Annotated in this window: 25 protein-coding genes and 1 other RNA gene; 14 read left to right on the top strand and 12 right to left on the bottom strand. The window is 41.0% G+C overall.

Features of this window, described 5'->3' with window-relative positions:
* The first annotated feature begins 93 nt into the window (after window positions 1–93).
* From DPX34_RS12645 to DPX34_RS12680, 8 genes are all read left to right on the top strand, one after another.
* Window positions 94–1,251 (top strand): 3-dehydroquinate synthase, encoded by a 1,158-nt coding sequence (locus DPX34_RS12645; RefSeq protein ID WP_111978795.1) that lies wholly within the window; start codon window positions 94–96, stop codon window positions 1,249–1,251.
* 92 nt (window positions 1,252–1,343) lie between these two features.
* Complete coding sequence (locus tag DPX34_RS12650; RefSeq protein ID WP_111978796.1) at window positions 1,344–2,216, top strand: UbiA family prenyltransferase; 873 nt, start codon at window positions 1,344–1,346, stop codon at window positions 2,214–2,216.
* A 25-nt stretch (window positions 2,217–2,241) separates the two neighbouring features.
* A complete protein-coding gene (locus tag DPX34_RS12655; RefSeq protein ID WP_157964716.1) occupies window positions 2,242–3,081 on the top strand; it encodes an EboA domain-containing protein in 840 nt (279 codons plus the stop codon).
* A 1-nt stretch (window position 3,082) separates the two neighbouring features.
* A complete protein-coding gene (locus DPX34_RS12660; protein WP_111978798.1) occupies window positions 3,083–3,964 on the top strand; it encodes a TatD family hydrolase in 882 nt (293 codons plus the stop codon).
* Entirely contained in the window at window positions 3,964–5,199 is a 1,236-nt protein-coding gene (eboE, locus tag DPX34_RS12665; RefSeq protein WP_111978799.1) for a metabolite traffic protein EboE, read from the top strand. Before DPX34_RS12660 ends, eboE begins: the two co-directional genes overlap by 1 nt.
* Window positions 5,200–5,232: 33 nt before the next feature.
* Complete coding sequence (locus DPX34_RS12670; RefSeq protein WP_111978800.1) at window positions 5,233–6,606, top strand: alkaline phosphatase family protein; 1,374 nt, start codon at window positions 5,233–5,235, stop codon at window positions 6,604–6,606.
* A gap of 130 nt (window positions 6,607–6,736) precedes the next feature.
* Window positions 6,737–7,567: a polyphosphate kinase 2 family protein gene (locus DPX34_RS12675; RefSeq protein WP_232824728.1), complete on the top strand. Its 831-nt coding sequence runs from the start codon at window positions 6,737–6,739 to the stop codon at window positions 7,565–7,567.
* A 150-nt stretch (window positions 7,568–7,717) separates the two neighbouring features.
* A complete protein-coding gene (locus tag DPX34_RS12680; protein ID WP_157964717.1) occupies window positions 7,718–8,047 on the top strand; it encodes a Fis family transcriptional regulator in 330 nt (109 codons plus the stop codon).
* A 133-nt stretch (window positions 8,048–8,180) separates the two neighbouring features.
* Here DPX34_RS12680 and DPX34_RS12685 read toward each other — a convergent pair whose 3' ends face one another.
* A complete protein-coding gene (locus DPX34_RS12685) occupies window positions 8,181–8,924 on the bottom strand; it encodes an AraC family transcriptional regulator (RefSeq protein WP_111978803.1) in 744 nt (247 codons plus the stop codon).
* A gap of 160 nt (window positions 8,925–9,084) precedes the next feature.
* On the opposite strand from DPX34_RS12685, the gene DPX34_RS12690 reads away from it, so the two are divergent.
* Genes DPX34_RS12690 through DPX34_RS12705 form a run of 4 tightly spaced genes read left to right on the top strand, consistent with a single transcriptional unit; the run spans window position 9,085 to window position 13,230 of the window.
* A complete protein-coding gene (locus DPX34_RS12690) occupies window positions 9,085–10,275 on the top strand; it encodes a Gfo/Idh/MocA family protein (RefSeq protein ID WP_111978804.1) in 1,191 nt (396 codons plus the stop codon).
* 2 nt (window positions 10,276–10,277) lie between these two features.
* Complete coding sequence (locus tag DPX34_RS12695; RefSeq protein ID WP_111978805.1) at window positions 10,278–11,330, top strand: sugar phosphate isomerase/epimerase family protein; 1,053 nt, start codon at window positions 10,278–10,280, stop codon at window positions 11,328–11,330.
* Between the two features lie 11 nt (window positions 11,331–11,341).
* The gene (locus tag DPX34_RS12700) at window positions 11,342–12,607 is read left to right on the top strand and encodes an MFS transporter (RefSeq protein WP_111978806.1); all 1,266 of its coding nucleotides are present in this window, start codon (window positions 11,342–11,344) and stop codon (window positions 12,605–12,607) included.
* Window positions 12,608–12,612: 5 nt separating this feature from the next.
* Complete coding sequence (locus DPX34_RS12705; RefSeq protein WP_111978807.1) at window positions 12,613–13,230, top strand: gluconate 2-dehydrogenase subunit 3 family protein; 618 nt, start codon at window positions 12,613–12,615, stop codon at window positions 13,228–13,230.
* Window positions 13,231–13,298: 68 nt separating this feature from the next.
* On the opposite strand, the gene DPX34_RS12710 is transcribed toward DPX34_RS12705, so the two are convergent.
* The 5 genes from DPX34_RS12710 to DPX34_RS12725 form a co-directional block, all read right to left on the bottom strand.
* A complete protein-coding gene (locus DPX34_RS12710) occupies window positions 13,299–14,318 on the bottom strand; it encodes a PAS domain-containing protein (RefSeq protein WP_111978808.1) in 1,020 nt (339 codons plus the stop codon).
* Window positions 14,319–14,322: 4 nt separating this feature from the next.
* Window positions 14,323–15,234, bottom strand: a complete 912-nt coding sequence (locus DPX34_RS22030; protein WP_232824729.1) for a PAS domain-containing protein — start codon at window positions 15,232–15,234, stop codon at window positions 14,323–14,325.
* A gap of 31 nt (window positions 15,235–15,265) precedes the next feature.
* A complete protein-coding gene (locus tag DPX34_RS22035; protein WP_232824730.1) occupies window positions 15,266–16,879 on the bottom strand; it encodes a chemotaxis protein CheB in 1,614 nt (537 codons plus the stop codon).
* Window positions 16,869–17,711, bottom strand: a complete 843-nt coding sequence (locus DPX34_RS12720) for an EAL domain-containing protein (RefSeq protein ID WP_111978809.1) — start codon at window positions 17,709–17,711, stop codon at window positions 16,869–16,871. Before DPX34_RS12720 ends, DPX34_RS22035 begins: the two co-directional genes overlap by 11 nt.
* 71 nt (window positions 17,712–17,782) lie before the next feature.
* Complete coding sequence (locus tag DPX34_RS12725) at window positions 17,783–18,907, bottom strand: sensor domain-containing protein (protein WP_111978810.1); 1,125 nt, start codon at window positions 18,905–18,907, stop codon at window positions 17,783–17,785.
* 315 nt (window positions 18,908–19,222) lie between these two features.
* On the opposite strand from DPX34_RS12725, the gene rnpB reads away from it, so the two are divergent.
* An RNA gene (gene rnpB / locus DPX34_RS12730) (RNase P RNA component class A) lies at window positions 19,223–19,616 on the top strand.
* A 90-nt stretch (window positions 19,617–19,706) separates the two neighbouring features.
* Here rnpB and DPX34_RS12735 read toward each other — a convergent pair.
* The 3 genes from DPX34_RS12735 to DPX34_RS12750 form a co-directional block, all read right to left on the bottom strand.
* Complete coding sequence (locus tag DPX34_RS12735; protein WP_157964718.1) at window positions 19,707–20,309, bottom strand: CC0125/CC1285 family lipoprotein; 603 nt, start codon at window positions 20,307–20,309, stop codon at window positions 19,707–19,709.
* A gap of 187 nt (window positions 20,310–20,496) precedes the next feature.
* A complete protein-coding gene (locus DPX34_RS12745) occupies window positions 20,497–21,192 on the bottom strand; it encodes an anti-sigma factor family protein (RefSeq protein ID WP_111978813.1) in 696 nt (231 codons plus the stop codon).
* A gap of 48 nt (window positions 21,193–21,240) precedes the next feature.
* On the bottom strand, window positions 21,241–21,678 hold the full coding sequence (locus DPX34_RS12750; protein ID WP_111978814.1) for an RNA polymerase sigma factor: 438 nt from the start codon (window positions 21,676–21,678) through the stop codon (window positions 21,241–21,243).
* A gap of 180 nt (window positions 21,679–21,858) precedes the next feature.
* Between DPX34_RS12750 and DPX34_RS12755 the strand changes: the two genes are divergently transcribed.
* A complete protein-coding gene (locus tag DPX34_RS12755) occupies window positions 21,859–23,103 on the top strand; it encodes a S8 family serine peptidase (RefSeq protein ID WP_157964719.1) in 1,245 nt (414 codons plus the stop codon).
* 59 nt (window positions 23,104–23,162) lie between these two features.
* Here DPX34_RS12755 and DPX34_RS12760 read toward each other — a convergent pair whose 3' ends face one another.
* From DPX34_RS12760 to DPX34_RS12770, 3 genes are all read right to left on the bottom strand, one after another.
* Window positions 23,163–23,993 carry a ThuA domain-containing protein gene (locus DPX34_RS12760; RefSeq protein ID WP_111978816.1) on the bottom strand — a complete coding sequence of 277 codons (831 nt, stop codon included), beginning with the start codon at window positions 23,991–23,993 and terminating at the stop codon, window positions 23,163–23,165.
* 528 nt (window positions 23,994–24,521) lie between these two features.
* Window positions 24,522–25,439: a hypothetical protein gene (locus DPX34_RS12765; RefSeq protein ID WP_111978817.1), complete on the bottom strand. Its 918-nt coding sequence runs from the start codon at window positions 25,437–25,439 to the stop codon at window positions 24,522–24,524.
* A gap of 109 nt (window positions 25,440–25,548) precedes the next feature.
* Window positions 25,549–26,754, bottom strand: a complete 1,206-nt coding sequence (locus DPX34_RS12770) for a hypothetical protein (protein WP_111978818.1) — start codon at window positions 26,752–26,754, stop codon at window positions 25,549–25,551.
* Between the last annotated feature and the right edge of the window lie 105 nt (window positions 26,755–26,859).

A 26,859-nucleotide genomic window follows, 5' to 3' on the forward strand; every position in this document is an offset into this window, starting at 1 on the left:
GAGTACAGTAGATGATCTTAATGATGAACCCACGCTATTTTTAATCTTTATGGGTTTTATTCGGCAATTTGATGGTTAAATAAGGTGTGTTTTATGCAAGAACGTTCAATAAATCAGCAGGTTACGGTAAGTTTTAATTACCCTGTTTTATTTACTCAAGATGCTTTTTCAATTGATAACCATCACCTTGCTAATTTAGTGTCGACCGATGGGCGTAAATCAGCTCGCATGCTCGTGGTGATAGACGAAAATGTATTTACTCATCATCCACACATGATTACTCAGCTCAAATGCTATGCCCTCGCGCACAAAATTGATTTAGTTAAAAAACCGTTAGTGGTTACGGGTGGCGAAAAAATTAAAACTCAAGACCCCGTACTTGAACATATTTATCAGGTGGTGGCGGATGAAAAGATAGATCGTCATTCTTATATCTTAGTTATTGGTGGCGGAGCCGTCGTTGATGCGGTTGGTTATGCCGCGGCGACTGCACATCGTGGCATTCGTCTTATTAGGATGCCTAGCACGGTGTTAGCGCAAAACGATGCGGGTATTGGTGTAAAAAATGGGGTTAATTATTTAGGTCGTAAAAATTATTTAGGTTGTTTCACCCCGCCTTATGCTGTCATCAACGATCATAATCTACTGTCTACTTTATCTGCACGTGACAAACGCGCTGGTATGGCAGAAGCGGTTAAAGTCGCTTTAATTAAATCGCCTGATTTTTTTAATGAGCTTTATACCAATCGACACGCACTGGCTGCTTTTGAAGATGACGCTGTGCAATCGATGATTTATCGTTGCGCTGAATTACATTTAGATCATATTGCTAACAGCGGCGACCCCTTTGAAATGGGGTCAGCTCGGCCGCTTGATTTTGGTCATTGGTCTGCTCACAAATTAGAAGCGCTTTCTGAATATCGAATTCGTCATGGCGAGGCTGTTGCTATCGGCATTGCACTAGATGCCTTGTACTCTTGCCGTCAAGGCATGATCAGCGAGCAACAAAATAATCAAATTTGGCAATTATTACTAGATTTAGGTTTTGAATTAACCTGTCCTGAATTACAAACATTAGATGTAACGGCTTCTCTTGAAGAGTTTCGTGAGCATTTAGGCGGTGTGTTATGCATCACGTTGTTAACCCATATTGGTGCTGCGATAGAAGTTAATCAAATTGATAGTCAATGCATGCAAGCCTGTGCTGATTTTTTAAGCGCAAGCCAAGCTCAAAAAATACAGACACCTTAATTCATGCATCCGAATTCAAACATAAAGCAGTTGGCGTGCGATAACCAAAAGTGTATGGTTTAGCCCGCTTTTTTATTTTTTAGGATATATGAGTGTCGTCATCTTTTTCTCAATTAGCCCGACTTATTAGGCTACCGAACACGTTTACAGTGGTTTCAAATGTACTCGCAGCGAGTATGATCGCTTCGCAAATGTATTTAAATTTGCTGGATGTCCTGTTATTAATCTCGATTAGCATGTGCTTGTACCATGGCGGCATGATCCTAAATGATTGCTTAGATGTAGAAGAAGATAAGCAATCAAGACCGTCAAGACCTATCCCAAGTGGTGCAATCCCATTGCATCAAGCCTGGGTTGCCTCGATTGCTTTATTCGTTTTAGGTTTAAGCATGGCATGGCATTTTGGCCTGCATACGTTTGCAGTCAGTTGTGCATTGCTCGTCAGCATTGTTACCTATAATGTGTTATCTCGTGAAAAGTTAATCGGCTGTGTCGTGATGGGGCTTTGTCGGTCATTAAATTGGCTTATGGTCTTAGCGGCGTTTGATGTAATGGCTGAATATGCGCATTTTGCGCTTTTTGTCGGGTTATATGTTGTTGCACTCACGTTGTTTAGTCGTGACGAAACACAAGCTAATCGTAAAGGTTTAGCTTATGTAGCCATGGCCATATTGGTGTGTTCAGCGATTGGTTTATTGCTGGTATTGCAAATAACACAAGCGGTCAGTCTATTGACGTATGTAGTGGTAGCGGCAGGCCTCGCGCTTTTGTCGTACAAAATAATTAAACTGCAACAAGACTACACCCCTGCCAATATTCAAGCCATGGTTATGACCTTAGTATTAGGATTAATTCCTATTGATGCGGCCTTAACGTTAATGGCGGGCTATCCATTAGCGGCATTACTTATTGTTGCTTTAATAGTCCCGAGTAAAATATTAGCTAAACGCTTTTATGTGACCTAAATTTTAGAGACAGTAATCAATCGATATGACGCAAATGACGATAAATTTACTTGATGTTTTAAAGCAACACAGCGCAGACGGTGAATGGCAATGGTTTGATAAAAAGTTAACGGCGTTAGCTAACATTAACGCTGATTTAAACTTGCTCGATATTCCACTGGCTATGGCGCGTCGTAAGATGGGTCATATATCAATAACGCACCCTGAATTAAGTCACTGGTATACGGATGATGTTGCCCGTATCGTACTGTTACAAAAGGCAACAGAAACTTATTTAGGCGATGAAGTCTCGTTGATTATGCGTGCTTATCAACAAGGTGATGAGCACGAAAAAGAAACGATTATCCGAGGTTTATGCTTTGTCGATCAGCAAGGTGACTTAATCGAACTGGCGCTAGATGCATGCCGTACGAATATGTCGACGATGATGAGTACAATTGCTTTTAATAACCCGTTTCCTGCGCGTTATTTTCCTGAACATGAATTTAACCAAATGGTGTTAAAGTCATTGTTTATGGGGCTTGATATCGACAGAGTACAAGGCTTAGCAGAGCGCACTAATGAATCGCTATCGCGCATGACATACGATTTTTTACGTGAACGCATTGCCGCGAGTCGCCCTTTACCTAAAACGATTTGGTTAGCGATCCGTATTGTCGATGTTGATGACGCATTTGAAATTTTTCAAACGTATTTAATCAGTGATGATGAAGCCCATCGTCACTTTGTGTTGACGGCTTTGTTGCAGCAGTTGGCGACAAACCCTAGTTTAATTGAACGAATAGAAACTCACCATCCGCAAGAATCTAATGCTCAGATTTTAGCGCTTATAAATAAAACAAAACAACTTTCAAACGGTGAATAACATGAAATACTTCGAACCGCATATTCATATGGTTTCGCGCACAACCGACGATTATCAAAACATGGCCGCAGCAGGAGTTATCGGTGTGGTTGAACCTGCTTTTTGGCAAGGTCAACCCCGAACTAATGTCGGCACTTTTATTGATTATTTTGACATGCTCATTGGTTGGGAGCGTTTTCGTGCCAGTCAGTTTGGTATTCGTCATTACTGTACGATGGGGTTAAACCCCAAAGAAGCAAATTATAAAGAATTAGCCGAAGAGGTCATGAAAGTGTTACCGCGTTACATGGCTAAAGACGGTGTTGTGGCGGTGGGTGAAATCGGTTATGACGATATCAACCCAACGGAAGAGCGCTTTTTTGCCGAGCAACTCGAAATGGCAAAAGAATTTGAATTACCCGTGTTGGTGCATACCCCACATCGAGACAAAGTTGAAGGTACCAAGCGTACACTCGCCTTAGTTAAAGAAATTGGCATTGACCCTGAAATGGTTGTGGTTGATCACTTAAACGAAATCACGATTGAAATGGCAATCGAAGCTGGTGTTTGGACTGGGCATTCTGTTTACCCTGAAACTAAAATGTCTGAAAGCCGCATGATTGATATCTTAAAGCGTTATGGTACTAACAAAATGATGGTTAATAGCGCTGCCGATTGGGGAGTTAGTGATCCGCTCAAAGTACCTAAAGTGGGCACCGCTATGTTGCAGTCTGGCTTTACTGAACAAGATGTCGAAAAAGTATTATTTGCGAATCCCATTAACTTTTTTGCTCAAAGCGGCCGTATTAGCATTGAAGAAGTAACGCGACCTTTAATTGATCAAACCAAATTGTATGAAGAAAACTCAGCTTTACGCGGTCAAACACCGGTGGTTGAAAAATAATGCAATGGCTCGCCGACGAAATTGCTTACTGCGCTAATGTGCATCCTGGGATCACAGCCGCTGAAATAGAAAGTAATATTAAGGCGATAACCCGTGAGGTGCGCGAACATACCCAACTTGCCTCGCTCAATGCGGGGTTGTGGTTATGTGAAGCGGCGGCAATTGAATATATGCAACCTGATGCTTTGCTCAGGTTGAAAAATACGCTGGCCGATTCGGGGTTAAAAGCGGTTACGCTTAATGGATTTCCACAACATAATTTTCATCAACCGGTAGTGAAAGAGGCGGTTTATTTACCCACTTGGGCGCAAGCGGCTCGTTTAGATTACACACAACAACTGGCTACGTTGCTTGCGCAGCTACTACCCGACGACGAGGTAGAAGGCACTATATCTACGTTGCCTTTAGGCTATCGTCATCACTGGACACCGGAATTAACTCATCAGGCTTGCTTAAAATTAGTTCAATATTGTTTGCACGCGGCTCACCTTGAGCAGCAATGTGGTAAGCGGATCCGCCTTTGCTTAGAAATGGAACCAGGTTGTGTGCTCGAAACGACCGATCAAGTGATTGCGTTGTTTCATCAAGATTTACCGCGCGCTTGCAAAGAAATGGACGTTGATACTGTTCTGTTGTCGCGTTATTTAGGTTTATGTTTCGATGTTTGCCATCAAGCGGTGATGCAAGAAGATATTGCCGATGTATTAGCACGAATCAACGCTGCCGATATTATTATTGGTAAAGTTCAAGTGTCTGCTGCTTTAATAGCGCCTGAGCCCGATAAAATGTTAACCACCTTACAACATTTTGCCGAACCAAAATATTTGCACCAAGTTACAACATATAACCAGCAAGGTGAGTTGATTTTTTGTGATGACTTATCGATTGCTTTAGCGGATGCGTATTTTCCAAGAGAAGCGCCGTGGTTTATTCATTATCATGTGCCGATCCAAAGCAGCGATGTGGTTGCTCGTGAAGCCAATGAAACGAGTGATCCCAGTGAGTGTGTACTCATTAATACATGTTCTGCTATTCAAACTTTTTTTAGTGCTATTTCTTTGTTTTCGCACAAGCCACATATCGAGATCGAAACTTACACATGGCATGTTTTGCCTGATCAGCTCAGGCCTAAAACCAATGATGATTTAATAACGGGATTAAGTCGAGAGCATGCGTGGTTAGCAAATGTGTTAAACGACCTTGATTTATTAGCGCCAAGCAAACATAAAAAATAGGCGTGTGTTTGTCGCCTTTTTTCTGAGTAAATTATGCAAAAAAATAAACAATTAGTTGTACTGGATGTTGTCGGTTTAAGTGTTTCACTCTTAGGCGAAAACACGCCTAACATAAATCGCTATATTGCCCAAAATGAAGTAAGCCCTATGGGGGAAGTTTTTCCGGCGGTGACAACGACAGCGCAAGCGTCTATGTTGACTGGGGTGCAACCTCAACATCATGGCATTGTGGGTAATGGTTGGTACGAACGTGATTTTGCCGAAGTCATGTTTTGGAAGCAATCAAATAAATTGGTACAAGGCGACAAAGTTTGGGATCACCTTAAAAGCGCGGATCCGGCCTTTAAATGTTCAAAATTATTTTGGTGGTACAACATGTACGCCAATGTGGATAATTCTATTACACCGCGCCCACATTATCCGGCGGATGGTCGAAAAATTATAGATTTATATTCCACTCCAAACGGCTTGCATCAATCTATTGAAAGTGAAATTGGTCAATTTCCCTTTTTTAACTTCTGGGGACCCAAAGCGGGCATACAATCAAGCCAATGGATAGCTAAGGCGGCTATGATTGAATTCAGCAAAAATCAGCCTAATTTACAACTTGTGTATTTACCGCACCTTGATTATTGCTTGCAAAAAGTAGGGCCAAGCGATCCATCCGTCGCGATTGAATTACAAGCTATTGACGCCGTCGTGGGGGAGTTGATCGATTTTTATCAAGCTGCGGGTGCCGATGTGGCGATCGTATCAGAATACGGAATGAATGAGGTTAGTCAGCCTATCCATATTAATCGCATACTGCGTGAAGCCGGTTACATCACCATTCGTGACTCTTTAACTTGGGAAATGCTTGACCCAGGCGCTTGTAAAGCCTTTGCGGTTGCCGATCATCAAGTGGCGCATGTGTATATAAACGATGCGAGCTTAAAGCAACAAGTCAAAACATTGCTCAGCCAAACGGCTGGTATTGCACAAGTACTTGATGCGGATGAAAAACAACAGTTTAATGTTGATCACGAACGCGCGGGTGATTTAATTGTTATTGCCGAACCCGATCGTTGGTTTACCTATTATTACTGGTTAGATGATAAAAAAGCGCCCGATTTTGCATCAACGGTTGATATACATCGCAAGCCGGGTTATGACCCTGCTGAAATGTTTGTTGATCCCAAATTAACGTTACCCATGGCGCGTGTGATCTGGCGATTAATTCAGAAAAAGCTGGGCTTTAGAATGTTAATGGATGTGATCCCGTTGCAGGCCGACATGATTAAAGGCAGCCATGGTCGTTTAGCACAAAGCCCTGAAGAAGGCGCGTTAGTTATATTGCCAGCTGCATTAATGCGCAAAAACATAAACATGCCAGATATCGCCGATATCATTAAACAATATTATGTTTAAGTCATCAATACACATTATTTAGCGGTGTTATAGCCGCTTGTTAACGCCTCTGCCTCGTTAACTTTTTAGAGCGTTATGATTGCTTGGTTTTTTGCTAAACTGAGTTTATACAATTTAATGTGGAATGAGCATGTATTCACCATCAAAAATTAAACGCTTAAAGCCCTCGCCAACGTTAACGGCTGTGCAAGATAATGAGTCTAGCCTTTCGTTTGAAAACGACGCTGATTACTATCAGCAATTGACTGATCTGCAATATCAATTGTTACTGATCCAGCAAGCCTATTTTCAGCAAGGCCGACGCGCTATTATTGTGTTTGAAGGTTGGGATGCCAGTGGTAAAGGCGGCGTTATCCGCCGGTTAACTGAAAAACTCGATCCTCGTGGTTTTATGGTGCATCCGATCGCAGCGCCCACGGCCGATGAGCAAAGTCGACATTATTTATACCGTTTTCAAACTAAGTTACCAAAAGCTGGGCAAATCGCTATTTTTGATCGCAGTTATTATGGTCGGGTATTGGTTGAACGAGTTGAAGGTTTTGCAAGTAAGCCGCAATGGCAGCGTGCGTATCAAGAAATAAATGAATTTGAACGCCTATTAACCGATGATGGTGTCGTTATTATTAAGCTATTTTTGCATATATCGCCAGAGCAACAACTCAAGCGGTTTGTCGAACGCTTGCACAATCCGCAAAAACATTGGAAATTAACGCAAGAAGATTTACGCAACCGTGAGCAATGGCCAAACTATGAAAAAGCGATTAATAAAATGTTTAAACACACGAGTACTATCGCGGCAAATTGGCAGGTATTAAATGCGAATAATAAAAAACAAACCCGCTTAAATGCCTTAAAAATCATTACACAATTGTTGGCGCAAGACGTTGATTTAACACCGCCGCCATTGGATGAAGAATTGGTTAAACAAGCTAATAAGTTACTGGGGTTAGACGATTTATAGTCATGGTGGTTTAGGTGTGAAGCGACGTAAGTCACCGTTTTATGTGCCGGTATTTGGGTTATATCTTTTCCTGCTTACGCGGCTACGTCGTTAAACCAGTCTACATTATTGTGAAATATCAGAGTATTAAGTGAGTTATAAAATATGAAAATGAGTAAGATTTGCCAGCGTTTAAACGACAAGCTATTAGCCGCATTGACGATTATTGATGAAGAGGCAAAATTGGTTGAAGGGTATAGCCATTTAAGTCATACCGTTCAGTTTGATTGTTTTCCGGGGAGTTTGTTGGTGCAGTGTCACTTTGATGAAGATCAACAGGTTCGTGCCGCAAAAGGCTGTCATGTAGAAACTAAATTACAAAAACGACTACATAAACTGTTATTGAAAAAAGGGATCTTGTTAAAAGAGCCAAAAAAGAATTTAAACTTGCAAGGCCCAGTACCTGTTATTCCGACAGAGCCTAAAGCCGATACGGTTTAATTTTAAGCTGTTTTTTTAGAACAGTTTTCATATAAAAAGGTTTGAATCCTGCTCCGTTTTTTATTTTCAAGGTTCCGTCTTTCTTTTTAACTTTGCCACCACACGAGCATTAACACCGAACTAAAAAGCCGAATCAAGCTGATTTTTGTTTATGTGCCTGTTCACGCATTTTACTGGGATGAATGCCAAAATAGCGTTTGAATTGCTTGGTAAAATAGCTGTGATCGCTAAAACCCGTATCAAACGCTATTTCGGATATGGGCGTGTCGGTTTCGAGTAATAACCAGCGCGCACTTTTTAATCTAACTTCATTAATAAATTGAGTTGGCGTTTTCGCGAGGTGTTTTTTAAAACGACGTTCTAACGCACTGACAGACAAATGTGAACGTTCTGCTAAATCTTTAAGTGCGATGTTACTGCGAAAGTTATTTCTGATGTATTCAATCGGGATTCGGATAGCATCAAAGGTTGCGAGCTCTTGTGATGATTTTTGAAAATGGCGGGTGATCCCGTAAGTGCCAATAGCTTCGCCTGTGTTATCTTTTAATATTCGCTTAGACGTCGAAAACCAAGCAAAACCATTTTCATGATTTATATTCATTTCTAGTCGGTGTGTTATGGGTTCGCCTTTTAACACTTTTTGATCGTCAGCCATATACTGCTGGGCTAAATGCGGTGGGCAAAACTCTAAATCGGTTTTACCGTAGGCGTTTGCCGGCGATTTTAAATCGAAATGTTCTATAAAAAGATTGTTGACAAAGACCAGTCTACTTTGTGTATCTTTTATCCAAAATAGAATATCTGTAACAAGATCAAACACTTCGATAAGTTGCTTAACATTTAACTCGTCTAAAATCTTTCGATTTAAAGTTGCCATTATCACTTTCTCGCACTTTTTCGCTCTTTCTCTATTCGTTATCTATTAGGTAACGCCGAAATCGTTACATTATAAACCGATTTATTCATATTGAAACCTTTAGCTGCGCTATATAATTTGTAATGATTTTTTAACAAATTTTACGCGAGTTGGGCTAAACATGACGCAAGATATTAAAAATAGAAAAATAAGAATGGGTATGGTTGGCGGTGGCCAAGGTGCTTTTATTGGTAACATTCATCGTGCAGCCGCATTTTTAGATGGTGAGATTGAGCTTGTTTGTGGTGCCTTTAGCTCAAGCCATCAAAATTGTTTAAATACCGGTATGGCTTTAAACGTTGATGCTTCACGTTGTTATGCAAACTTTAACGAAATGTTTACCGAAGAAGCGAAGTTACCGGAAGACCAGCGTATGCAGTTTGTTTCTATTGTTACGCCGAATCATTTACATTTCCCGGTAGCGAAAGCGGCTTTACAAAGTGGCTTTCATGTGATGTCTGATAAGCCTGCAACGTTAACGTTAGATGAAGTTAATGAACTCGCCGAAATTGTTAAACAGAATAACCGCTTATATGGCTTAACGCATACTTACACCGGTTACCCAATGGTTAAAGAAGCGCATCATCGTGTTGCTGCGGGTGAGCTTGGTGATGTTGTAAAAGTTGTTGTTGAATATAGCCAGGGCTGGTTAGCCGATAAAGACAGCGAAGCGGGTAAGCAAGCCAGCTGGCGTTTAGACCCAGCTCGTGCAGGGGCTAGTTGTTGTATGGGCGATATTGGTGTACATGCCGCTAATTTAGCTGAACACATTACCGATTTAAAAATTGAAGCGCTGTGTGCTGATTTAACCTCGGTTGTTGATGGTCGTACGTTAGATGACGACGGAACGGTATTACTTAAGTTTAATAATGGTGCTAAAGGGGTATTAATTTCAAGCCAAATTTCAGTGGGTGAAGAAAACAACTTAAGCATTCGTATTTATGGTACCAAAGCGGCACTCGAGTGGCGCCAGCAAGAGCCCAATACTTTAATCATGAAGTTCAATGATAAGCCTAGCTTAATGATTAGAGCGGGTGTTGGTGAATTAAGCCCTGCCGCCACACAAGCGATGCGCACACCTGCAGGACATCCAGAAGGTTATATTGAAGCTTTTGCTAATATTTATGGTCAATTTGTCCAGCAAATTAGAACCTTTGAGCAAAATAGTGCTGAGGGTGTGGTTGGCAATGCGCCGGGTATTACCGAGGCGATTAGAGGCATGGCCTTTATTGAAAATGTGGTTGCTGCGAGTCATTCTTCTGAAAAATGGCATCCTTTTTTATTATCAAACGTTAATCTAGCAGGAGAATAATCATGAAACAGATCCAAGGTCCAGGTATTTTTTTAGCGCAGTTTGCGGGCGATGAAGTGCCTTTTAATAATTTAAATGACATCTGTGAATGGGCAGGCGGTTTAGGTTTTAAAGCCATCCAAGTACCCACATGGGATGCCCGTATTTTTGATTTAGAAAAAGCGGCTGAAAGCACGGAATATTGCGCAGAAGTTCAAGCGACTGCGGCTAAACATGGTTTAGCCATTAGTGAATTGTCTACGCATTTACAAGGCCAGTTAGTGGCTGTTCATCCTGCTTATGATGAAATGTTTGACGGTTTTGCGCCTGATAAAGTGAAGAATAATCCATCTGCTCGTCAAGAGTGGGCCGTTAACCAAATGATGTGTGCCGCTAAAGCCAGTGCTAATTTAGGTTTAAATGCGCACGCGACCTTCTCAGGCGCATTACTGTGGCAAACGGTTTACCCATGGCCACAACGACCTGCTGGTTTAGTTGAGCAAGGGTTCGCTGAGTTAGCAAAACGCTGGTTACCTATTTTAGATGCGTTTGATGCTGCGGGTGTTGATGTTTGTTATGAATTACACCCTGGTGAAGATTTACATGATGGCGCGAGCTTTGAAATGTTCTTAGACGCGACCAATAATCATTGTCGCGCTAATATTTTGTATGACCCAAGCCATTTTGTTTTACAGCAATTAGATTACTTGGCGTTTATTGATATTTATCATGATCGCATTAAAGCTTTCCACGTTAAAGATGCCGAATTTAATCCATCTGGTCGTGCGGGCGTTTACGGTGGTTATCAAGGCTGGTTAGACCGACCGGGTCGTTTTCGTTCATTAGGCGATGGGCAAATCGATTTTAGCGCTATTTTTAGCAAGCTAACTCAATATGGTTACGATGGTTGGGCTGTTATGGAATGGGAATGTTGTATTAAACATCCGTTAGATGGCGCAGCAGAAGGGGCGATATTTATTGATAAGCATATTATTCGTCCAACTGAAAAAGCATTTGATGACTTTGCTGGTGTTGAAAAAGATCACGCCTTAAATAATAAAATTTTGGGCTTATAAGAGAAAATATGATGAATACGACGACTTTAAGTAAAGATCGAATTTTTACACTGTGCTGTTTAGCACTAACCGTAACCGCAATGACATTTGCGATTCGTGCCGGGATTTTAGGTCAGTTAGGGACTGAGTTTGGCTTAACCAACTTAGAACTTGGCTGGGTAAATAGTATGGCCTTTTTTGGTTTTCCTATTGCGACTATTTTTGGTGGTGTGTTGTATAACGCACTCGGTGCAAAAAAATTAATTATTTTAGCATTTGCTTGTCACTTTATTGGTTTGATCATGACCGTCTTTGCGGGCGGTTTTTGGACTTTACTGGTTTCTACCTTCCTGATTGGTTTTGCAAATGGTGCGGTTGAAGCGGGTTGTAATCCGTTAATTGCCGATTTAAATCCTAAAAACAAAACGACAATGTTGAACAAGTTCCATGTTTGGTTCCCGGGCGGTATTGTTATTGGGGCATTAGCCTCACAAGCGATGACGAGTGTTGGCTTTAGCTGGCAGTGGCAGGTATCGCTTATTCTGATCCCAACCATCATCTATGGCTTTATGTTGTTGAAATGCACGTTCCCAACGTTCGATTTTCAACAAAACTCAACTTTGGGCAACCTTAAAAATCTAGTATCACCTTTATATATTGTGCTTATTTTTTGTATGGGCTTAACGGCGACTACAGAGTTAGGAACACAGCAATGGATTGAACGTATTTTAGGTGCGAGTGGTGCATCACCAATGATTATTTTAGCGATGATCACGGGTGTAATGGCAATTGGCCGCTTTTATGCGGGTCCGTTAGTGCATCGTTTAAATCCGACGGGTATTTTATTAGGTTCAGCCGTGTTAGCTGCTGCGGGTATCTTTTTAATGAGCCAAGCAAGTGGCGGTATGGTTTATGTTGCTGCGTTGCTGTTCGCACTTGGCGTTACCTACTTTTGGCCTACCATGTTGGGTTGTGTTGTTGAATACACGCCAAAAACAGGGGCATTAGGTTTATCGCTTGCGGGTGGTGTTGGCATGTTCTCTGTCAGTATGTTTAGTCCTGTTATTGGTCATTGGATTGATTCTGCACAAAAAGCGGCTGAGCAAGCTAATGTACCGGCTGAGCAAGTTGAATTTGTAGCGGGCCAAGCGGTATTGCAGAACTTGTTCTTATTTCCGTTTGCGCTTATTTTCTTGTTTGCGGGCTTATTCTTTTATATCCGTAAAACGAAAAATGCCGGATCGTCTGCAGCGGCTGCCGCTGAAGATGTTGCTGCTGAACCTGCAACAGCGAAGTAATAATTATGTTGTCGTTTGATCTTAGACTGGTAGATCGTCGTCGTTTATTACGACAACTTAGTTTTGCTATTGGCGGTGGTGCAACGTTTGCACTCACCGCCGGTGAGCGCTTAAACACCGCGTTTGCGTGTGCTAGTCAATTAAAAGTAACGGCGATCCAAAAAACAGAACAAAACTGTTTATTTACGCCGTTACAGTTTAATGCGTTACAAGCCATTTGTGCTTTGTTATTGCCGATACCCGATCATAAAACGCATGCTTATTTTTGTCGTGAGTTTGTACAACACCAATTAGTTAATTGTCATCATGACACAGAGCAAAAGCGGATGGTCAGTTTGCTCGATTCATTAAACGATTCACTAAACAATTCGACAGACCCGTCTGATCTTCCGCCTTTTCATTTAGTTAATGCAAAAACGCAGAATATGCGGTTAATGCAAAGTTATAACGCAAATAGTAAACATGAAAAGTCGTTTGAATTACTTAAGTCACTTATTATATTTGGCTATTTAGTGTTTGAGTTTTATGAAAAAAGAGAGCATAAGTTGCAATTTAAAGAGGGTCGGTTTGTTGAGCTTACTTTTATTGATACCAAACCCTTGCGCAGGCAATTAGCGGGTTAACTTCATTTTTTGAATTTTAAACTCCCCTTTTTTATTGCCTGTTTATTCGCTATACCCATCCTAACAATTTAAAGTATGTGTTGACCATCTTGATGGGTTTGCATGATCAAATCATCAACTGATGATTGGGTTTTAAGTTGCGCTGTTAAGTTGTAATGGTTTACACGCAAGCTAATTTGTGGCGTGATTGAAAGCCAGCGATACGCTGTAATCTCATGACTCAGTGCTTGTAATATCGACGCTGTTTCTATTGCCTCAACCCCTATGTCGGCTAAAATCAATTCGGAATTAACGAACCGACGTATGATTGCGGTGTCAAAAAAACTATGTAGCATACGTGCAATTATATTAAGTATTTCGATCCCAATCTCTGACCCTAATGAACTTTCAATATGCGGCATGTTCTTGATGCTTAAAATAACGAATGTTAAAGGGGTATTTAGTTTGACACTCAGTTTGCTATGTTGCTGGATTAAATTTAAAAATGCACCTGGGGGGTGAATCAATTCAAGGCTATTAATGAGTTCGCCGGTTTTAAGCTGATGCATAATGCCTTCTTGCTTGATAGAGAGCTCACGGTTTTCATTTTTTAAATGAATGACATCATTTTGAGTTTGGCTGATGTCTAACTTCGTTTTTAAGGCATCTTGCTGCTTTTCCATCAATAACGTGTAATCGTTATGTGCGCCGAGCATTCTGAATGGCTTGCCGTGTTGATCGTGTATGGCAATGCCTCGGCAACGTACCCAAACGGTAGAACCGTCTTTATGTCGATAACGAACTATTTGATCGTAGGGATGATTGGGATCATTTAAGTGTTGTTGAAAATTATGACTGGCGAGCCTAAGGTCATCGGCAAAAATAATATCTTGCCATGCTGCCGCTAAATGCGGCATTTCTTCTGGGTCATAACCCAATAAAAGCCAAAATTGTGGATTCATCCATTCATGCTCGGGCTCGTTTAAATCCCAATACCATAAACCATCGAGCGTACTTTGTTGTAAAAAATCAAAAATAAGCGGATCGTTTTGAATTAGGGTGTAGAGCTCTTCTTTTAGGTAATGCGCTTGATCAAGGTTATTGCTCATTATTTTATCCACTGATCAACAACTCTCTAATTGATATAACGACGCCATTGTTTTGTGTTTCGAGTTGATAAGGGGTGATGCTTATCTCAACGCGTTTATTATCAACCAAATCAAAGTTTTTTAATGTGGTTTTACCGGTTGTATTGACCCGCTCTATCATCTCGTTTAATCCTTCAAAGTCATATTTAAAGGTTAAATCAAACAGTAAACGTTCAACATCAAAATCAATAACATTTATATACTCTTTCACTGCGTCGGTAAAACGACGAATGCGTAAATCTTTATCTAAGAAAATAACGGCCAAACGCGTGGCTTTAAGTAAATTTTCTAAATCGTTATTAATACTGGTGAGTTCAACTATTTTTTGCTGATATTCACTGTTAACGGTATAAAGCTCTTCATTAACCGATTGTAATTCTTCGTTAGTTGACTGCAGTTCTTCATTTGCGGCCATGAGCTCTTCGTTACTCGATTGCAGCTCTTCACGTGTGCTATCGAGGTCTTCTAACGTCTCGCGGTATAAACGTTGGCATTCCACAAGTGAAATATCGAGCTCAGCAATACGATTTTTGACTTGCTGATCAACATCGTATTCTACTTCAGCATCTCTTGATACAAACTCTTTATCACGTAAAAACGACAACGCAACTAAGTCTACATCACCTTCAACTGAGGGGGCTTTGCTTTTAAAAGTAAAGCATTTTAATGACCATGATTCGATGACGCCTTCATCATCTTCGGCTTCATAAACATGTTTAAATAAAACACTTTTACCTTCTCGCACTGTTTGATGCGTAGCGGATATCGCTTGACTGACTATTTCAGGGTTGAGGATATCAGCGATATCATTTGTGACATGGCCGGCTTGTATTTTAGCGGTAAATTGTGAAGCATCGCCATATGTATAAATAAGCACTAATTTTTTATTAAAGATTAAAGATTAAAGATTAAAGATTAAAGATTAAAGTAGGTGGCATGTATTCTTCTAACATGCGCTCGTAACCAATCTTTAATGAGCGTGGGGCATCGGTTGCTTTAATATTACGGGCTATGTATTGCGGTAATGATTTAGGTTGATACGATTTGGTTTTTAAACCGCCTTTATTGATTGTACGCACCGGAATGCGTAAATCTTTATTTTTTTGATATAAGCGATATTTGCTTTCGTAAGAGTCAAAATAGGTACCAAAGTGCCCCGTTGTTTCGGCACTACCGAGCAGTAAAAAGCCTTTTAATTTTAAGGAAAAATGGAAAAACGCCATGGCTTTTTGCTGTGCTGGTGTTTGTAAATATATTAACGCATTACGACACGTGACCATGTTCATGTTTGAAAACGGTGGATCTTGGATCACATTGTGTGTAGCAAACACGACAAAACTGCGCAGTTCTTTACTGACCTGATAATTTCCTTCCAATGTTTGAATAAAATTATGAGTAAATAAACGGGGTGGTATTTCAGATGCAATGCTAGGTGGGTAAATACCGTTAGCCGCAAATGAAACCGCACTTTGGTCAATGTCAGAGGCAAAAATTTTAACTTGTCTGGTTAAGTTGAGCTCCTGCATGGCGGCTTTAAATAACATAGCGATTGTATAAGGCTCTTCGCCGGTTGAGCAGCCTGCGCACCAAACGCGAATAGGGTCATCTTCATGGTGTAAAACTAAAGGTTTTATGACTTCATCGTATAAATAATCCCAAACTTCTTGGTCTCTAAAGAATTGAGTCACGCCAATCAATAAATCTTGTTTGATTAACGAAACTTCTTTTAAATTATTTTTAATATACTGATGATACTCAGGCAGTGTTTTTATATTGTTGATGCTCATACGGTGTTCAATACGCCGAGCAACGGTGGATTCTTTATATACTTTAAAATCGAGATCGGTTTCATCATGCACTAAGGTGAGTATTTCATTTAGCACGGCTTCGTTTTCTGATAAGTGATATTTAAACGGCTGGCCTTTTTTGCTAATCAGCGGGTGATTAATAAAATTACTGATTTGCTCACTCATTTCTGAGGTTTTTAACACAAAATCGACGGCGCCTGAATTTATCGCGTTAATTGGCATGCCATCAAATTGGGCTTCATCAGGGTCTTGTGCAATGACAAGGGCGCCTACTTCTTTAAGTGCCTGTGCGCCTCGGCTGCCGTCGGATCCCGTGCCGGATAATATAATACCGATCGATTTATTTTGTTTGTCTTCAGATAACGAACGAAAAAATTCATTAATCGGTAAATTGATACGATTATCAGGTGGCAGATCAGACAAATATATCCGAGCCTCAACCATGCGAATATATTTGCCCGGCGGCATTAAATAAATCGTATTCGCTTGTAATCGCTCACCTTCGGTTATTTGATGTGAAGGCATTTGTGTATGTTTACTGAGCAATTCATTCATCATGCTTTTGAAATCAGGCGAAAGATGCTGAATTAACACATAAGCGACCCCTAAATCATCGGGTAATGAATCAAATAAGGTTTGTATCGCCTCTAATCCGCCGGCTGAAGCACCAATAGCGATGATGTGACTTGGTGGCGTAAGTGAATTATTGTCCATTTTCTTGTTCCAAAAAGTGAAGAGTGCCGTTAAGTGACATTGGCTTGGCAAAGAAATAACCTTGAAGTAGAGAAATACCGCATTTTTGGGCTAATGCTTGATCTTCAGGCGTTTCTATTCCTTCGATGAGTAATTCAAGGTTGAGTGCTCGGCCTAAATTAACCGCTGCTTGTAACGCGGTATATTTTTGTTCGGTAGAGAAGTTATTATTAATAAAAATTTTATCTATTTTAATTTGGTCAAAACCAAGGCGCATTACACGTTCTATTGAGCTGTAACCCGTGCCGAAGTCATCAAGCGAAATACGGTAACCGAGCGATTTTAAAATATCGAGCGTTTGAAATACGCTGTCACCAATTGCTTTGCTGGTTTCACTTTCGGTTATTTCAAGATAAACCTGCTTTGCCGCAATGTGATGTTCGGCTAGTAGACGGTTGAGTTGTTCGGTAAAGGTGCTTTCTTCCATTAAATCCATATCGACGTTGATGTTGATATGCGGTATTGCGCCTTTAAACGTTTGTTTTAACTCACCATAGGTTGCAAGATTCAGTTCAATTATTTGCCATAAAATACTTTTGCCATGCTTATGTTGGCCGATTAAGTTAAATGTTTGCTGTATGTCTCGTAATACGGGATCATCAAAACGGGTAAGGGCTTCAAGTGAAATGGTTTTGTTGTTTTGAATGATAGGTTGAAAATAAGTTTGGGCTGTAAGTTGCTGACGTAAGCTGTTGATCGCATTTTGAATATCAATAAATTGATTCATCTTATGCGACAGCTCGTCGGAATAGATAATAATTGGATTTTGAGTATCGGCTTTAGCTTGATACATGGCTGAATCAGAGGCGTTTAGCCAAGCCTCAGCAAAGCTTTTGTGATCTAGCGCTTCATTCTCTTGTTTAGTTAATTTTTTTTGAGCACTGAGCTGCCCATGGTTAAGCCAATGCTGGTATTGATCATGATGTCTTGATCGTTTATCAAGGCGGGTTGATTTAAAGCGTCGACAATATTACTTGCGCGTTTATAAGCGGTAATTTCATTACTGACTCGCGTTAAAATAATGACGAACTCATCACCGCCGAGTCTTGCTACGATATCGCTGTCGCGGGTTGCACTTTCTAACCTGCGTGCCACTATTTTTAAAACCTCATCGCCTACGCTATGGCCGTAATGATCATTAATGTATTTAAATTTATCTAAATCAATGAAGAGTAAGGCGCTGTCTTCGACTTTGTCTTTTTCGTGAAGAGCTTCCATTGCATCGAGTAATGAAGAGCGGTTTTTAAGTTGCGTGAGCGTATCGTGATGCGCAAGGTATTTTAAATAAGCGCTCTCGTTGTATTCGCTGGTGATGTCTTGGATCAGAATGTAGTAGCTAATTTGATGGCCACGTAAATCTAATTGCTCGTCAACGGCTAATGACAATGTGCGTTTGCGCCCAAGCGGCGTTACAATTTCGACGATAAGCCTAAAGTTATCATGGGTTTCATGTGGTGCCTTTTTTTGAGAAAAGTGCTCAAATATTTTATGTAAGCTTTGTTGGTCAAAGGCACTCAGCCATTGTTTGCCATGTAATTCGTCTTCACCTAGCCCAAGTAGATTAGGGCAATGCACGTTACAGTATTTTAGGTTCCATTCGTAATCGACTTTGAGTACCCCAACCGGAAAAGCATTGTAAAGCTCATTGACGCGTTTTTCTTCTGGAAAGCCGATTAAAAGTAAATGCATTTCATCTTTAAAATAGACTTCATTAAGCGAAATATTGTAACCATGCGCTTCGGAAGATAAGTGACGATGAGCGGGGGAATTAAAGGTGCGCTCAGATTTACTGCGTGCAAATAGTTTTTTTATATCGGTCGTGACTTCGGTGGGTAAATTAATGCTGTGCAGAAGGGCTTCGCCTTTTGCATCGTAGAGCACGTAAAAACCGCCTTGCTGATCTATGGTCGTCAGCAAAAAACTGGTTAAGTCTCCCCTTATTCTACTTTGTGTGCTGCTTAAATTAGCTGAAATTATGTGTTCCGTCATTTATCCTGACTCCAAACACTACAATCTGTATTTTAAATAGAGGTTTAAGTTTATTTAAAGCAAGGTGTTAATCTAACTAATTATAGATGAAATTTAAAAAATCACCTTAATCGATTACGGTTACGGTTTTTTTAAACACATGAAAAATAAGAACATAAAACAAGATAAACGCATCTTGAATTTATATAAACACAATAAATATAAGGGTATTACGCTATTCATCGCCATATTAGATGCGCTTAGATACGCAATGTATGTGAGATGATCAGAAAATAGCATTGACACAATTAGCCAGAAGACTACAATGCTCGGCGGAAAGTTGGCCGTGCAATCGCTGCTTTATCGTTGTGTTTGACCATTTCGGTGGTTAAGCAGACGGGTGAAGGGGAGGAAAGTCCGGGCTTCGATGGGTAGGGTGCCAGATAACGTCTGGGCGGCGTGAGCCGACGACAAGTGCAGCAGAGAGGAGACCGCCTATCGCGTTTACGTGATAGGTAAGGGTGAAAGGGTGCGGTAAGAGCGCACCGCACAGCTGGTAACAGTTTGTGGCAGGTAAACTCCACCCGAAGCAAGACCAAATAGGGTTCCATATGGCGTGACCCGCGTTGGAACCGGGTAGGTTGCTCGAGCCTTATAGCAATGTAAGGCCTAGACGAATGATTGCAGCTCGCAAGAGATACAGAACCCGGCTTATAGGCCAACTTTCCACCTTCTTTTTTACCCTTCTTACCCAAGTGACTTAGGGGGATTTAAACTGCTTGTTTTATTCACTCATCCATTTATTTATCTATCTATCCATTTATCTATCTAGTTCGTAATTTCGATAAAGGTTGTCGATAATGTCACGGGCTTCGTAGCTGTCTATTTGCTCTGGACGTACGCCGCGCCCCATTTTTATTTCTAAAATACTCTCTATTTCACGGTTACTATCACCAAAACTTAAACCGATCCCCATCTGTGTGCTGGGCTTCGATTGGGTTGTGCAGCCGAGTAAACCACAAGAGCGTGTTGTTGTATGGCCTGAACGAGCCGAAATAGAACTGCGTGGGCTGGCATTTTCTCGATCAATTAACGTATCGCGCGAAACCACAATAAACCAATCAAACCCTTGGCGGTGAGTGAGTTCTGCTGCGCGCAATAAAGCAAAGTCCATTGCTTTAATGCGATTATCGCCACGTGCTTTAAAGTGTACGCGGTAGCGTTCATCACTAATGGTCGTTTCTTGGTAACCATAACCTGAATGTGAAGCGGGTCTATACATAGATTGATTGGTACAACCGGTTAACATTAAAAAGAAAATGGCGCATATTGATGCCGCCATTGATGTTTTTATAGATGAAGTAATAGATAACGTAATAGATGACACATTGCATGGTTGGGTGGCTGCTAATCGAATATTCATATTACACCTCGATGCTAAATTGATTTTAGCGTTTAGATTAATGGTTATTTTACCGCTACCTTTTTATGTCTGCAGAGGTCTTTTTACGCTTGTTTTTCGGGCTTACTTTTCAGTCGCTCTTTTTTTGCCATTGTTGGCTAATGGCTTGGGCTTCTGCTTTTTGGTTATATAATTGACCCGCGGTCATTTATTCAATTGCATTACGCATTAAGCCGGAAGCCGAGGCGGTTTGATATTCACCTTGGTTATTGGCTTTGTCTTGATAAACCGTCGCACTTAATTGCCAGGCATTATTAACGCGACAGGCAATACTTTGTTGAATGTTTTGCGAGGTTTTAATATCAAATTGACGGCAATATTGGCCTTGCTGATTAGTAAATGTCAGCTTGGGGTTAATAATATCGCCATTGCTTAAGACTTGACCTGAACCACTGGTTTTATGATTAAGCACGTTGGCTATTTGTGACCATTGATTAGTCTCGGCTTGAGGTAAAACATTCGCCACGGTAAATCCGACGAGTAACGCGACACTGGCGGCTAAAGCGACATGTTCTTTGGCTGCGTGTTGTGTGCGCTGCCACCAATTGAGTGACACGACATTTACCGACGTATTAGTTGTATTGCCTGTGCTGTTGGCCGTATTCATGTTTATCACGTTGGATTCATCGGGTATCGATGCCAATAAATCGGTTATACCTTGTGGTAACGGTTGGGTATTTATTTTTTCATATTGTGCGGCGATCACTTCATCAACCATGGCTAATTCAGCTAAGCGATTGGCCAGTGCCTCATTTTCAATTAGCTGTGCGCGAATAGCTTCCATTTGTGGTTCGAGTAATTCAGCATCTAAAAAAGCGGATAGCATTTCATCATTTATGTTCATGCTGACGTTCCTCCCAAATCATGGTTTAAAAACTGACTTAAACTGGCTCTAGCGCGCTAATCTACTCATAACCGTACCGATGGGTACGCTCATCGTTTCGGCTACTTCTTTATAAGACATGCCTTGTATCGCTACAAGAGACAGTATTGAGCGTTGGTCGTCGGGTAAAATGTCCATCGCGGTGTTTATTTCGGCCAACCTCGCTTGGCTTGCGTGTTCTTTTTCAGTGCTTTCAATTGTTTCTTCAGCGAGTTCAGGAGCTGTTGTTGCCGTTTGACGCACTTTGCGTGAACGGTATTCATCAATCCATAAATTACGACAAATTTTAAAAAACCATTTGTTTAAATCAACATCTGCAGGTACGCCTTTGCTGAGCACTCGCTCGATGGTATTTTGTAATAAATCATCGGCATCATGTTGATTACCCGTTAACGAAAAGGCAAAACGCCTGATCATGGGAATTAATGTGGTTAGTTGTTTTTTCATGTATTTATCTCCTCTACACTAAGAAGACGAGCCAGCTTTTATTTTATTCCCTATTTTTTTAAAAAAAGGGAATTTAATATGAGTTGATACGTTTTATAGTTATATCTGTTTAATATGTGAGAGTGTTGGATGCGTTATTGTAGATTATTTTGTTTACTTTTGAGTTGCGCGACGTTTTTTTTGCAAGCGAATGTATTGGATGCTCCGGTATTAAATGATGGCTTGCCGTCGTTAACTGAGCCCTTAACCGATAAAATTAATAATATAAGCCAAACCATACAAAGTGCCGAGCGTGCAATGGTGCTTGAGCGCATTGCAGAGCAAAGTAAGCAGTTTTCGGCTGCTAGTTTAGGTTCGTTAGCTGATTTACCGAGGCGTGTTAATATTCCGAGTGTGCAAGGCGAGCCGCTTGTTGAAGTTGAGGTAGAGCACGGTTGGCGAGCGATTGAACAAGAATGGTTGGTGATGGTAACCGATCAAGAGCTAAATCAGATCACGTTATTAACCCAAGAAAATATGATTAGCTTGGTGACTCTGTCGCGTTTTGAGCAACTTGCGTTAACGTTAATTAAATTTAAAGCCGCAAAAGATTATGATTCATTTAACCAATTAAGTTTGGTGTTGCCGGTGAGTGTGCTTGAAAAATTGGGGCGTAATCATGTGTACAGTGCTCAAGCTAATCATCATGAAACTAAAAAAAGCACGGCACAAATAAAGGATCATACGGCTCGTTTGCGGGTTAATGCGGTATTCCAAGCGCCTATATCAATTGGTATGATTGATACCGCAATTGATTTAACTCACCCCGCTTTTAAAAAAGGCCAAGTTACGAGTCAGCACTTTTTAGCCGACGAGCATGTGGCCCCTAAGGCGCATGGCACGGCAGTTGCTGCTTTATTGATCGGTCACAACACCGAACAGCCAGCGTTATTGCCGAATGCAAAATTGTTTGCCGCTTCGGTATTTCATTCACAAACTGCTTATGCGCAGGGCGCGACCTTGTTTAATTTATTAAATGGTTTGGAATGGTTATTAGCCAATCAAGTGAGTGTTATTAACATGAGCTTGGCAGGCCCACCTAATCCGATACTTGCCCAAGTGGTTACTCAAGTTCAAAACAAAAATATCACTATTATTGCGGCCGCTGGTAATGAAGGCCCCGCTGCGCCGCCGTTATACCCTGCGGTTTATCAAAAAGTGATAACAGCTACCGCGGTTGACGAGCTGCGACAAAGCTATCGTTGGTCTAATCGCGGAGAGCACATTGATTACGCCGCTTTTGGTGTCTCAGTGTTAACCGCGAGAGTGGGCAACAAATGGGGACGTGAAAGCGGCACCTCTATCGCAACGCCAATTGTGAGTGCGTTTGTTGCTTGTGCTAAACATCAATCGCCTCATGATTTTTTGCCTGTATTGCACAGCTAGGTGGTTGATCTGCGGAGTGCAGGGCATGACCCTATTTTTGGCTTTGGTTTGCTCTCGCCTTAATTTTTATGCGGCTTTACTGTTTTAATGCCTTGACCGGTTGCTGCCCAATATATACCGCCATATATATGATTTAAAAAGTCAGGGTTTTCGTAAACGGCGGGTAAATGCCCAAGTGCTGTGTAAAAGCTGCGGCCACCCGCAAAATATTGATACCACGCAATAGGATGAAATTCGCCCATACCCTTACCTTTTTTATCACCCCAATCGGCCTGTGTGTTGTAACTGTTTTCATCGACGGTGAGTAAATAATATAAATTTTGACTCTTGGGCTGACTAAATTCATACCATTCATCGGTGAACAATGATGATGTCGGAAAATGCATACCCGGAAATGTCGGATCAATCACATTCAATTGTGCCGTTTGAATAGTGGGGTGAATAATAAAAGAATGCCCAATTAATTGCTGATACCAGGGCCAATCGGCTTCGGTGTCGGATGCGCTATGAATACCAACAAAGCCTTTACCCATTTGCATATAAGCTTGCAAGGCCTGTTGCTGCTTGTTGTTTAAAATATCGCCCGACGTTGACAAAAAAACAATGACATCAACATTCGCTAAAAAATCTGCGTTAAAGTAGCGACTTTCTTCGTGCCAAATTAAGTTGAAGTGATGTTTGTCACTTAATGTTTGTAGGGCTTTTACTCCAGTTGGTATTGCTTTGTGATGCCAACCTTGCGTTTTAGTAAAGAGTAAAACGTTAAATTGTTTGCTTGGCAATTGCGTAAAATCAGTTGCGGCATGTGCATGTAAATTAAGCAAAAAGATGATTGAGAAAAATACACGATAGCTGATACTTTTTAATGATAGTAAATATTGATAAAACATATTTTAAATTACCCTTTTCTCTTTTTGTAGTCTATATGACTATTATGGGCGTAGCCGTGAGTTTTGACCATCAATTTATGTGATTATTATTTGCTGTTTAAAAGCTAAAACTTGAATCTCTATCTGAAATGACTGATTTATCGTGGATGGTTTTATACTGATATTCGTTAATAAGTGATCACCTTTGTTGCTTAAAAAGTGCGATAACGGCGTTTAACATTAACGAATATAGTCAAAGCGATCGGGTTTTAGGGGCAGGCTTCTCGTTCCAGACGAAACCGAAGTACTTACATCCATGTAAGCAAAGCCGTCAAAGCTACCGCGTTCTGCTCTCGCCCCTTACCTGCATCCATGCAGGCAAGCTTCGAGACGCCATGAGCATATGCTCGGGCGAGTAAGCGCTGACAATGAACCCTAAAACCTGAGCGAGAAGACTATAGAATCATGATTGGTTTTTTTGCCAATAAAAACAGCCCGTTATTTACATAGGGCTGTATTTCGAATTTTTACTGAATTATTTATGTTGCTCTAAAACTGCGCTTTTAAGCCAATAGACGACACCGTTTCGTTGTAGTTAGCGGCAGCTAGGTTTGAATCATGTTGACCTACATCGATTTTACTCACAACGCTGATCATGTCGTTAAAATGTAATGTCCATTCGGCCGTTGTATTGCGGCGAGTATCGTTACGCTCGGTGTTAAGGCTTGGATCAAGGTTGTCGTATTGGCGATCTAGCCAGCGCCAACCAACTTGCACTTGATGATCTAAATTTAACCAGGCAAATTTATGTGATACGCCTGTTTTTAAACCTATCGCCCCATAATCATAAAAAGCGGTATCGGCACTTTCTGCTTCTGTACTTATACCAAACGTAATAAATGTGTTTGCGCTATTATAAAACACATAACTATCGGCACTTAAGCCGATATTATTGGCATTACGATCGGCTAAATTTTCAAATTTTTTATCTTTGTATAACGTCGCGACTCTAAAATAGTATTGATGTTTGATCAACGTGGCGTAGTGCAAGCTAGTTTGTTGTAAGGTTAAAAAGTCATTGCTCGCTAATTCGGCGTCGGCAAAGTGGTAGCTTGCCCCTAAACTAAAGCGGTTAAAATCATACTCGGCGTCAACAGATACTTGTTGAATGAGTAGGTCAAAAGCGTCGTATCGGTTATATTTTTTTGAGTTGTAGTTGTAGCTACTTTTTAAGGTTAATGCATCGGTTGCTTGCCAGTTTATGTTGGCTTTTGCGTTTAAGGTTAATGCGGTGTCGGCTACTTCGCTTGTTTGGTCTAATTCAACAATATTAAGCTTAGAGTCATGCTCGATCCCTGTTTTGAACTCTGCATTGGCTTGTGGTGCTTTGGCAAGCGCAACTGGATTAAAGCTTAATAAGCTCAGTAGGCTTAATGTGCCAAGTGTATTAGTCAGTTTAGTGTTCATTATAAGGTACTCCGCAGGTGTTGAGGATTCGTTGTGCGTGACGAGGGCTATGTATAAAATTAACCGTTTGAAAAGCGACGCCTTATGAGGCATAAGGCGTCTGATAACCTTAGAAGTCTAGCGCGCTGCTTTCTTCAATTGAGTTATCTACTGAGTTGGCAAGCGTTAATTCAATTGCGCTTTCAACTTCGCTGGTAACCGATGATTGCACTTGTTCACTTACGCTTTCGTTAGTGTTTTGCTCGGTAGTCATTGTGATACTTTGCTCAACCGCTTGTTGTGTATTAGCACTAATGCTATCCAGTATTTGCGTGTTGGCAGCGCCTTCAATCGCGCCTTCTACTGCACCATTTACGACACCATTCACGACACTTTCAACCGTTGCATTAACGGATGTTTGCACTGTGTCATTTAACTCAAGGCTAGTGCTCATCGCGCTATCGACTTGCGTTTGTAGTTCAGTTTGCACCGTGTTTGTTATATCAGTGGCCGCATCTGTGCTGAGTGCGATGGCATGTGTTGTTGCTGTTTGCATTTGTTCTGATGTGGCTTGTACTACATTTCGCCCCTGTGCTTGTTGCGATTGGGTATCCATTTGGGCCGCCAAGTTGAGTGTTCCCGACGCTGACTCTTTGGTTGTTTCTTGTTGTGGCTTGTCGTTAGTCGTTGGTGATTCACTTGATTCATATTTGGGTTGGTCTTCCGTTTCTGGTTTACCTAAGGCGAACCAATTGCTGAGCATTGAGCGGCCTTTGGTCTCTGTGGTGTTTTCGTTACGACTTAATAAACCGTTTGATGTGGTTTCATCGCTGGGTTTGTCTTGCTCTTCCGTTGGCGTTGTTTCGTCTGTTGGTGTTTCTTTTTTATCTTCTGGTTTTTTGTTTAAGCTAAACCAGTTACTAAACATTGAGCGGCCTTGGGTATTCGTTTCTGTATTTGAGTCTGTGTTTGTTTCAGTATTCGCCCCGTCATTATTCGCTGTGCTATCGTTACTGTCATTGGAGTTGTCATCGTTTTCATTTGATGTTTCATCTAGCGTTTCTGCGTCGGCTAATGCATTTTCAGTTTGAGGGTCTTCTACATTGCCTGAATTTTCAGGCGCGGTTTCAGTTGTCTCTGCAGGTGTATTCATCATTAACTGGTTGTTATTTGATGATGCCGTATGGGCATCAGAGCGGGTATTTAGATTGTTGTCTATTTGGCTTGTTGACTGAGTTGATGATGTTTGTTCACCTTCAATTGTCACGTTTGCCGTTGCTGCATTAGCGGTTAATGTGCACGTTACAAATAAAGCAATTTTAGTTAAGTTCATCATGGTCGTTACCTTTTAGTTTTATTTAAATGTCACTTAGATAACGAAGCAGCAGACTTATTTATTCCCTATTTTTTTACAAAAATTGTCATTTAAAAAAATAATGTG

The organism is Algibacillus agarilyticus (assembly GCF_003286125.1).
Classification (GTDB): domain Bacteria; phylum Pseudomonadota; class Gammaproteobacteria; order Enterobacterales; family Alteromonadaceae; genus Algibacillus; species Algibacillus agarilyticus.

What these genes read in the sequence shown, in the direction of transcription:
- DPX34_RS12645 (WP_111978795.1), top strand. Translation starts at nt 94, where the DNA reads ATGCAAGAACGTTCAATAAATCAGCAGGTTACGGTAAGTTTTAATTAC.
- DPX34_RS12655 (WP_157964716.1), top strand. Translation starts at nt 2,242, where the DNA reads ATGACGCAAATGACGATAAATTTACTTGATGTTTTAAAGCAACACAGC.
- DPX34_RS12660 (WP_111978798.1), top strand. Translation starts at nt 3,083, where the DNA reads ATGAAATACTTCGAACCGCATATTCATATGGTTTCGCGCACAACCGAC.
- eboE (WP_111978799.1), top strand. Translation starts at nt 3,964, where the DNA reads ATGCAATGGCTCGCCGACGAAATTGCTTACTGCGCTAATGTGCATCCT.
- DPX34_RS12670 (WP_111978800.1), top strand. Translation starts at nt 5,233, where the DNA reads ATGCAAAAAAATAAACAATTAGTTGTACTGGATGTTGTCGGTTTAAGT.
- DPX34_RS12675 (WP_232824728.1), top strand. Translation starts at nt 6,737, where the DNA reads ATGTATTCACCATCAAAAATTAAACGCTTAAAGCCCTCGCCAACGTTA.
- DPX34_RS12680 (WP_157964717.1), top strand. Translation starts at nt 7,718, where the DNA reads ATGAGTAAGATTTGCCAGCGTTTAAACGACAAGCTATTAGCCGCATTG.
- DPX34_RS12685 (WP_111978803.1), bottom strand. Translation starts at nt 8,924, where the DNA reads ATGGCAACTTTAAATCGAAAGATTTTAGACGAGTTAAATGTTAAGCAA.
- DPX34_RS12690 (WP_111978804.1), top strand. Translation starts at nt 9,085, where the DNA reads ATGACGCAAGATATTAAAAATAGAAAAATAAGAATGGGTATGGTTGGC.
- DPX34_RS12695 (WP_111978805.1), top strand. Translation starts at nt 10,278, where the DNA reads ATGAAACAGATCCAAGGTCCAGGTATTTTTTTAGCGCAGTTTGCGGGC.
- DPX34_RS12700 (WP_111978806.1), top strand. Translation starts at nt 11,342, where the DNA reads ATGAATACGACGACTTTAAGTAAAGATCGAATTTTTACACTGTGCTGT.
- DPX34_RS12705 (WP_111978807.1), top strand. Translation starts at nt 12,613, where the DNA reads ATGTTGTCGTTTGATCTTAGACTGGTAGATCGTCGTCGTTTATTACGA.
- DPX34_RS12710 (WP_111978808.1), bottom strand. Translation starts at nt 14,318, where the DNA reads ATGAGCAATAACCTTGATCAAGCGCATTACCTAAAAGAAGAGCTCTAC.
- DPX34_RS22035 (WP_232824730.1), bottom strand. Translation starts at nt 16,879, where the DNA reads ATGGACAATAATTCACTTACGCCACCAAGTCACATCATCGCTATTGGT.
- DPX34_RS12720 (WP_111978809.1), bottom strand. Translation starts at nt 17,711, where the DNA reads ATGTATCAAGCTAAAGCCGATACTCAAAATCCAATTATTATCTATTCC.
- DPX34_RS12725 (WP_111978810.1), bottom strand. Translation starts at nt 18,907, where the DNA reads ATGACGGAACACATAATTTCAGCTAATTTAAGCAGCACACAAAGTAGA.
- DPX34_RS12735 (WP_157964718.1), bottom strand. Translation starts at nt 20,309, where the DNA reads ATGAATATTCGATTAGCAGCCACCCAACCATGCAATGTGTCATCTATT.
- DPX34_RS12745 (WP_111978813.1), bottom strand. Translation starts at nt 21,192, where the DNA reads ATGAACATAAATGATGAAATGCTATCCGCTTTTTTAGATGCTGAATTA.
- DPX34_RS12750 (WP_111978814.1), bottom strand. Translation starts at nt 21,678, where the DNA reads ATGAAAAAACAACTAACCACATTAATTCCCATGATCAGGCGTTTTGCC.
- DPX34_RS12760 (WP_111978816.1), bottom strand. Translation starts at nt 23,993, where the DNA reads ATGTTTTATCAATATTTACTATCATTAAAAAGTATCAGCTATCGTGTA.
- DPX34_RS12765 (WP_111978817.1), bottom strand. Translation starts at nt 25,439, where the DNA reads ATGAACACTAAACTGACTAATACACTTGGCACATTAAGCCTACTGAGC.
- DPX34_RS12770 (WP_111978818.1), bottom strand. Translation starts at nt 26,754, where the DNA reads ATGATGAACTTAACTAAAATTGCTTTATTTGTAACGTGCACATTAACC.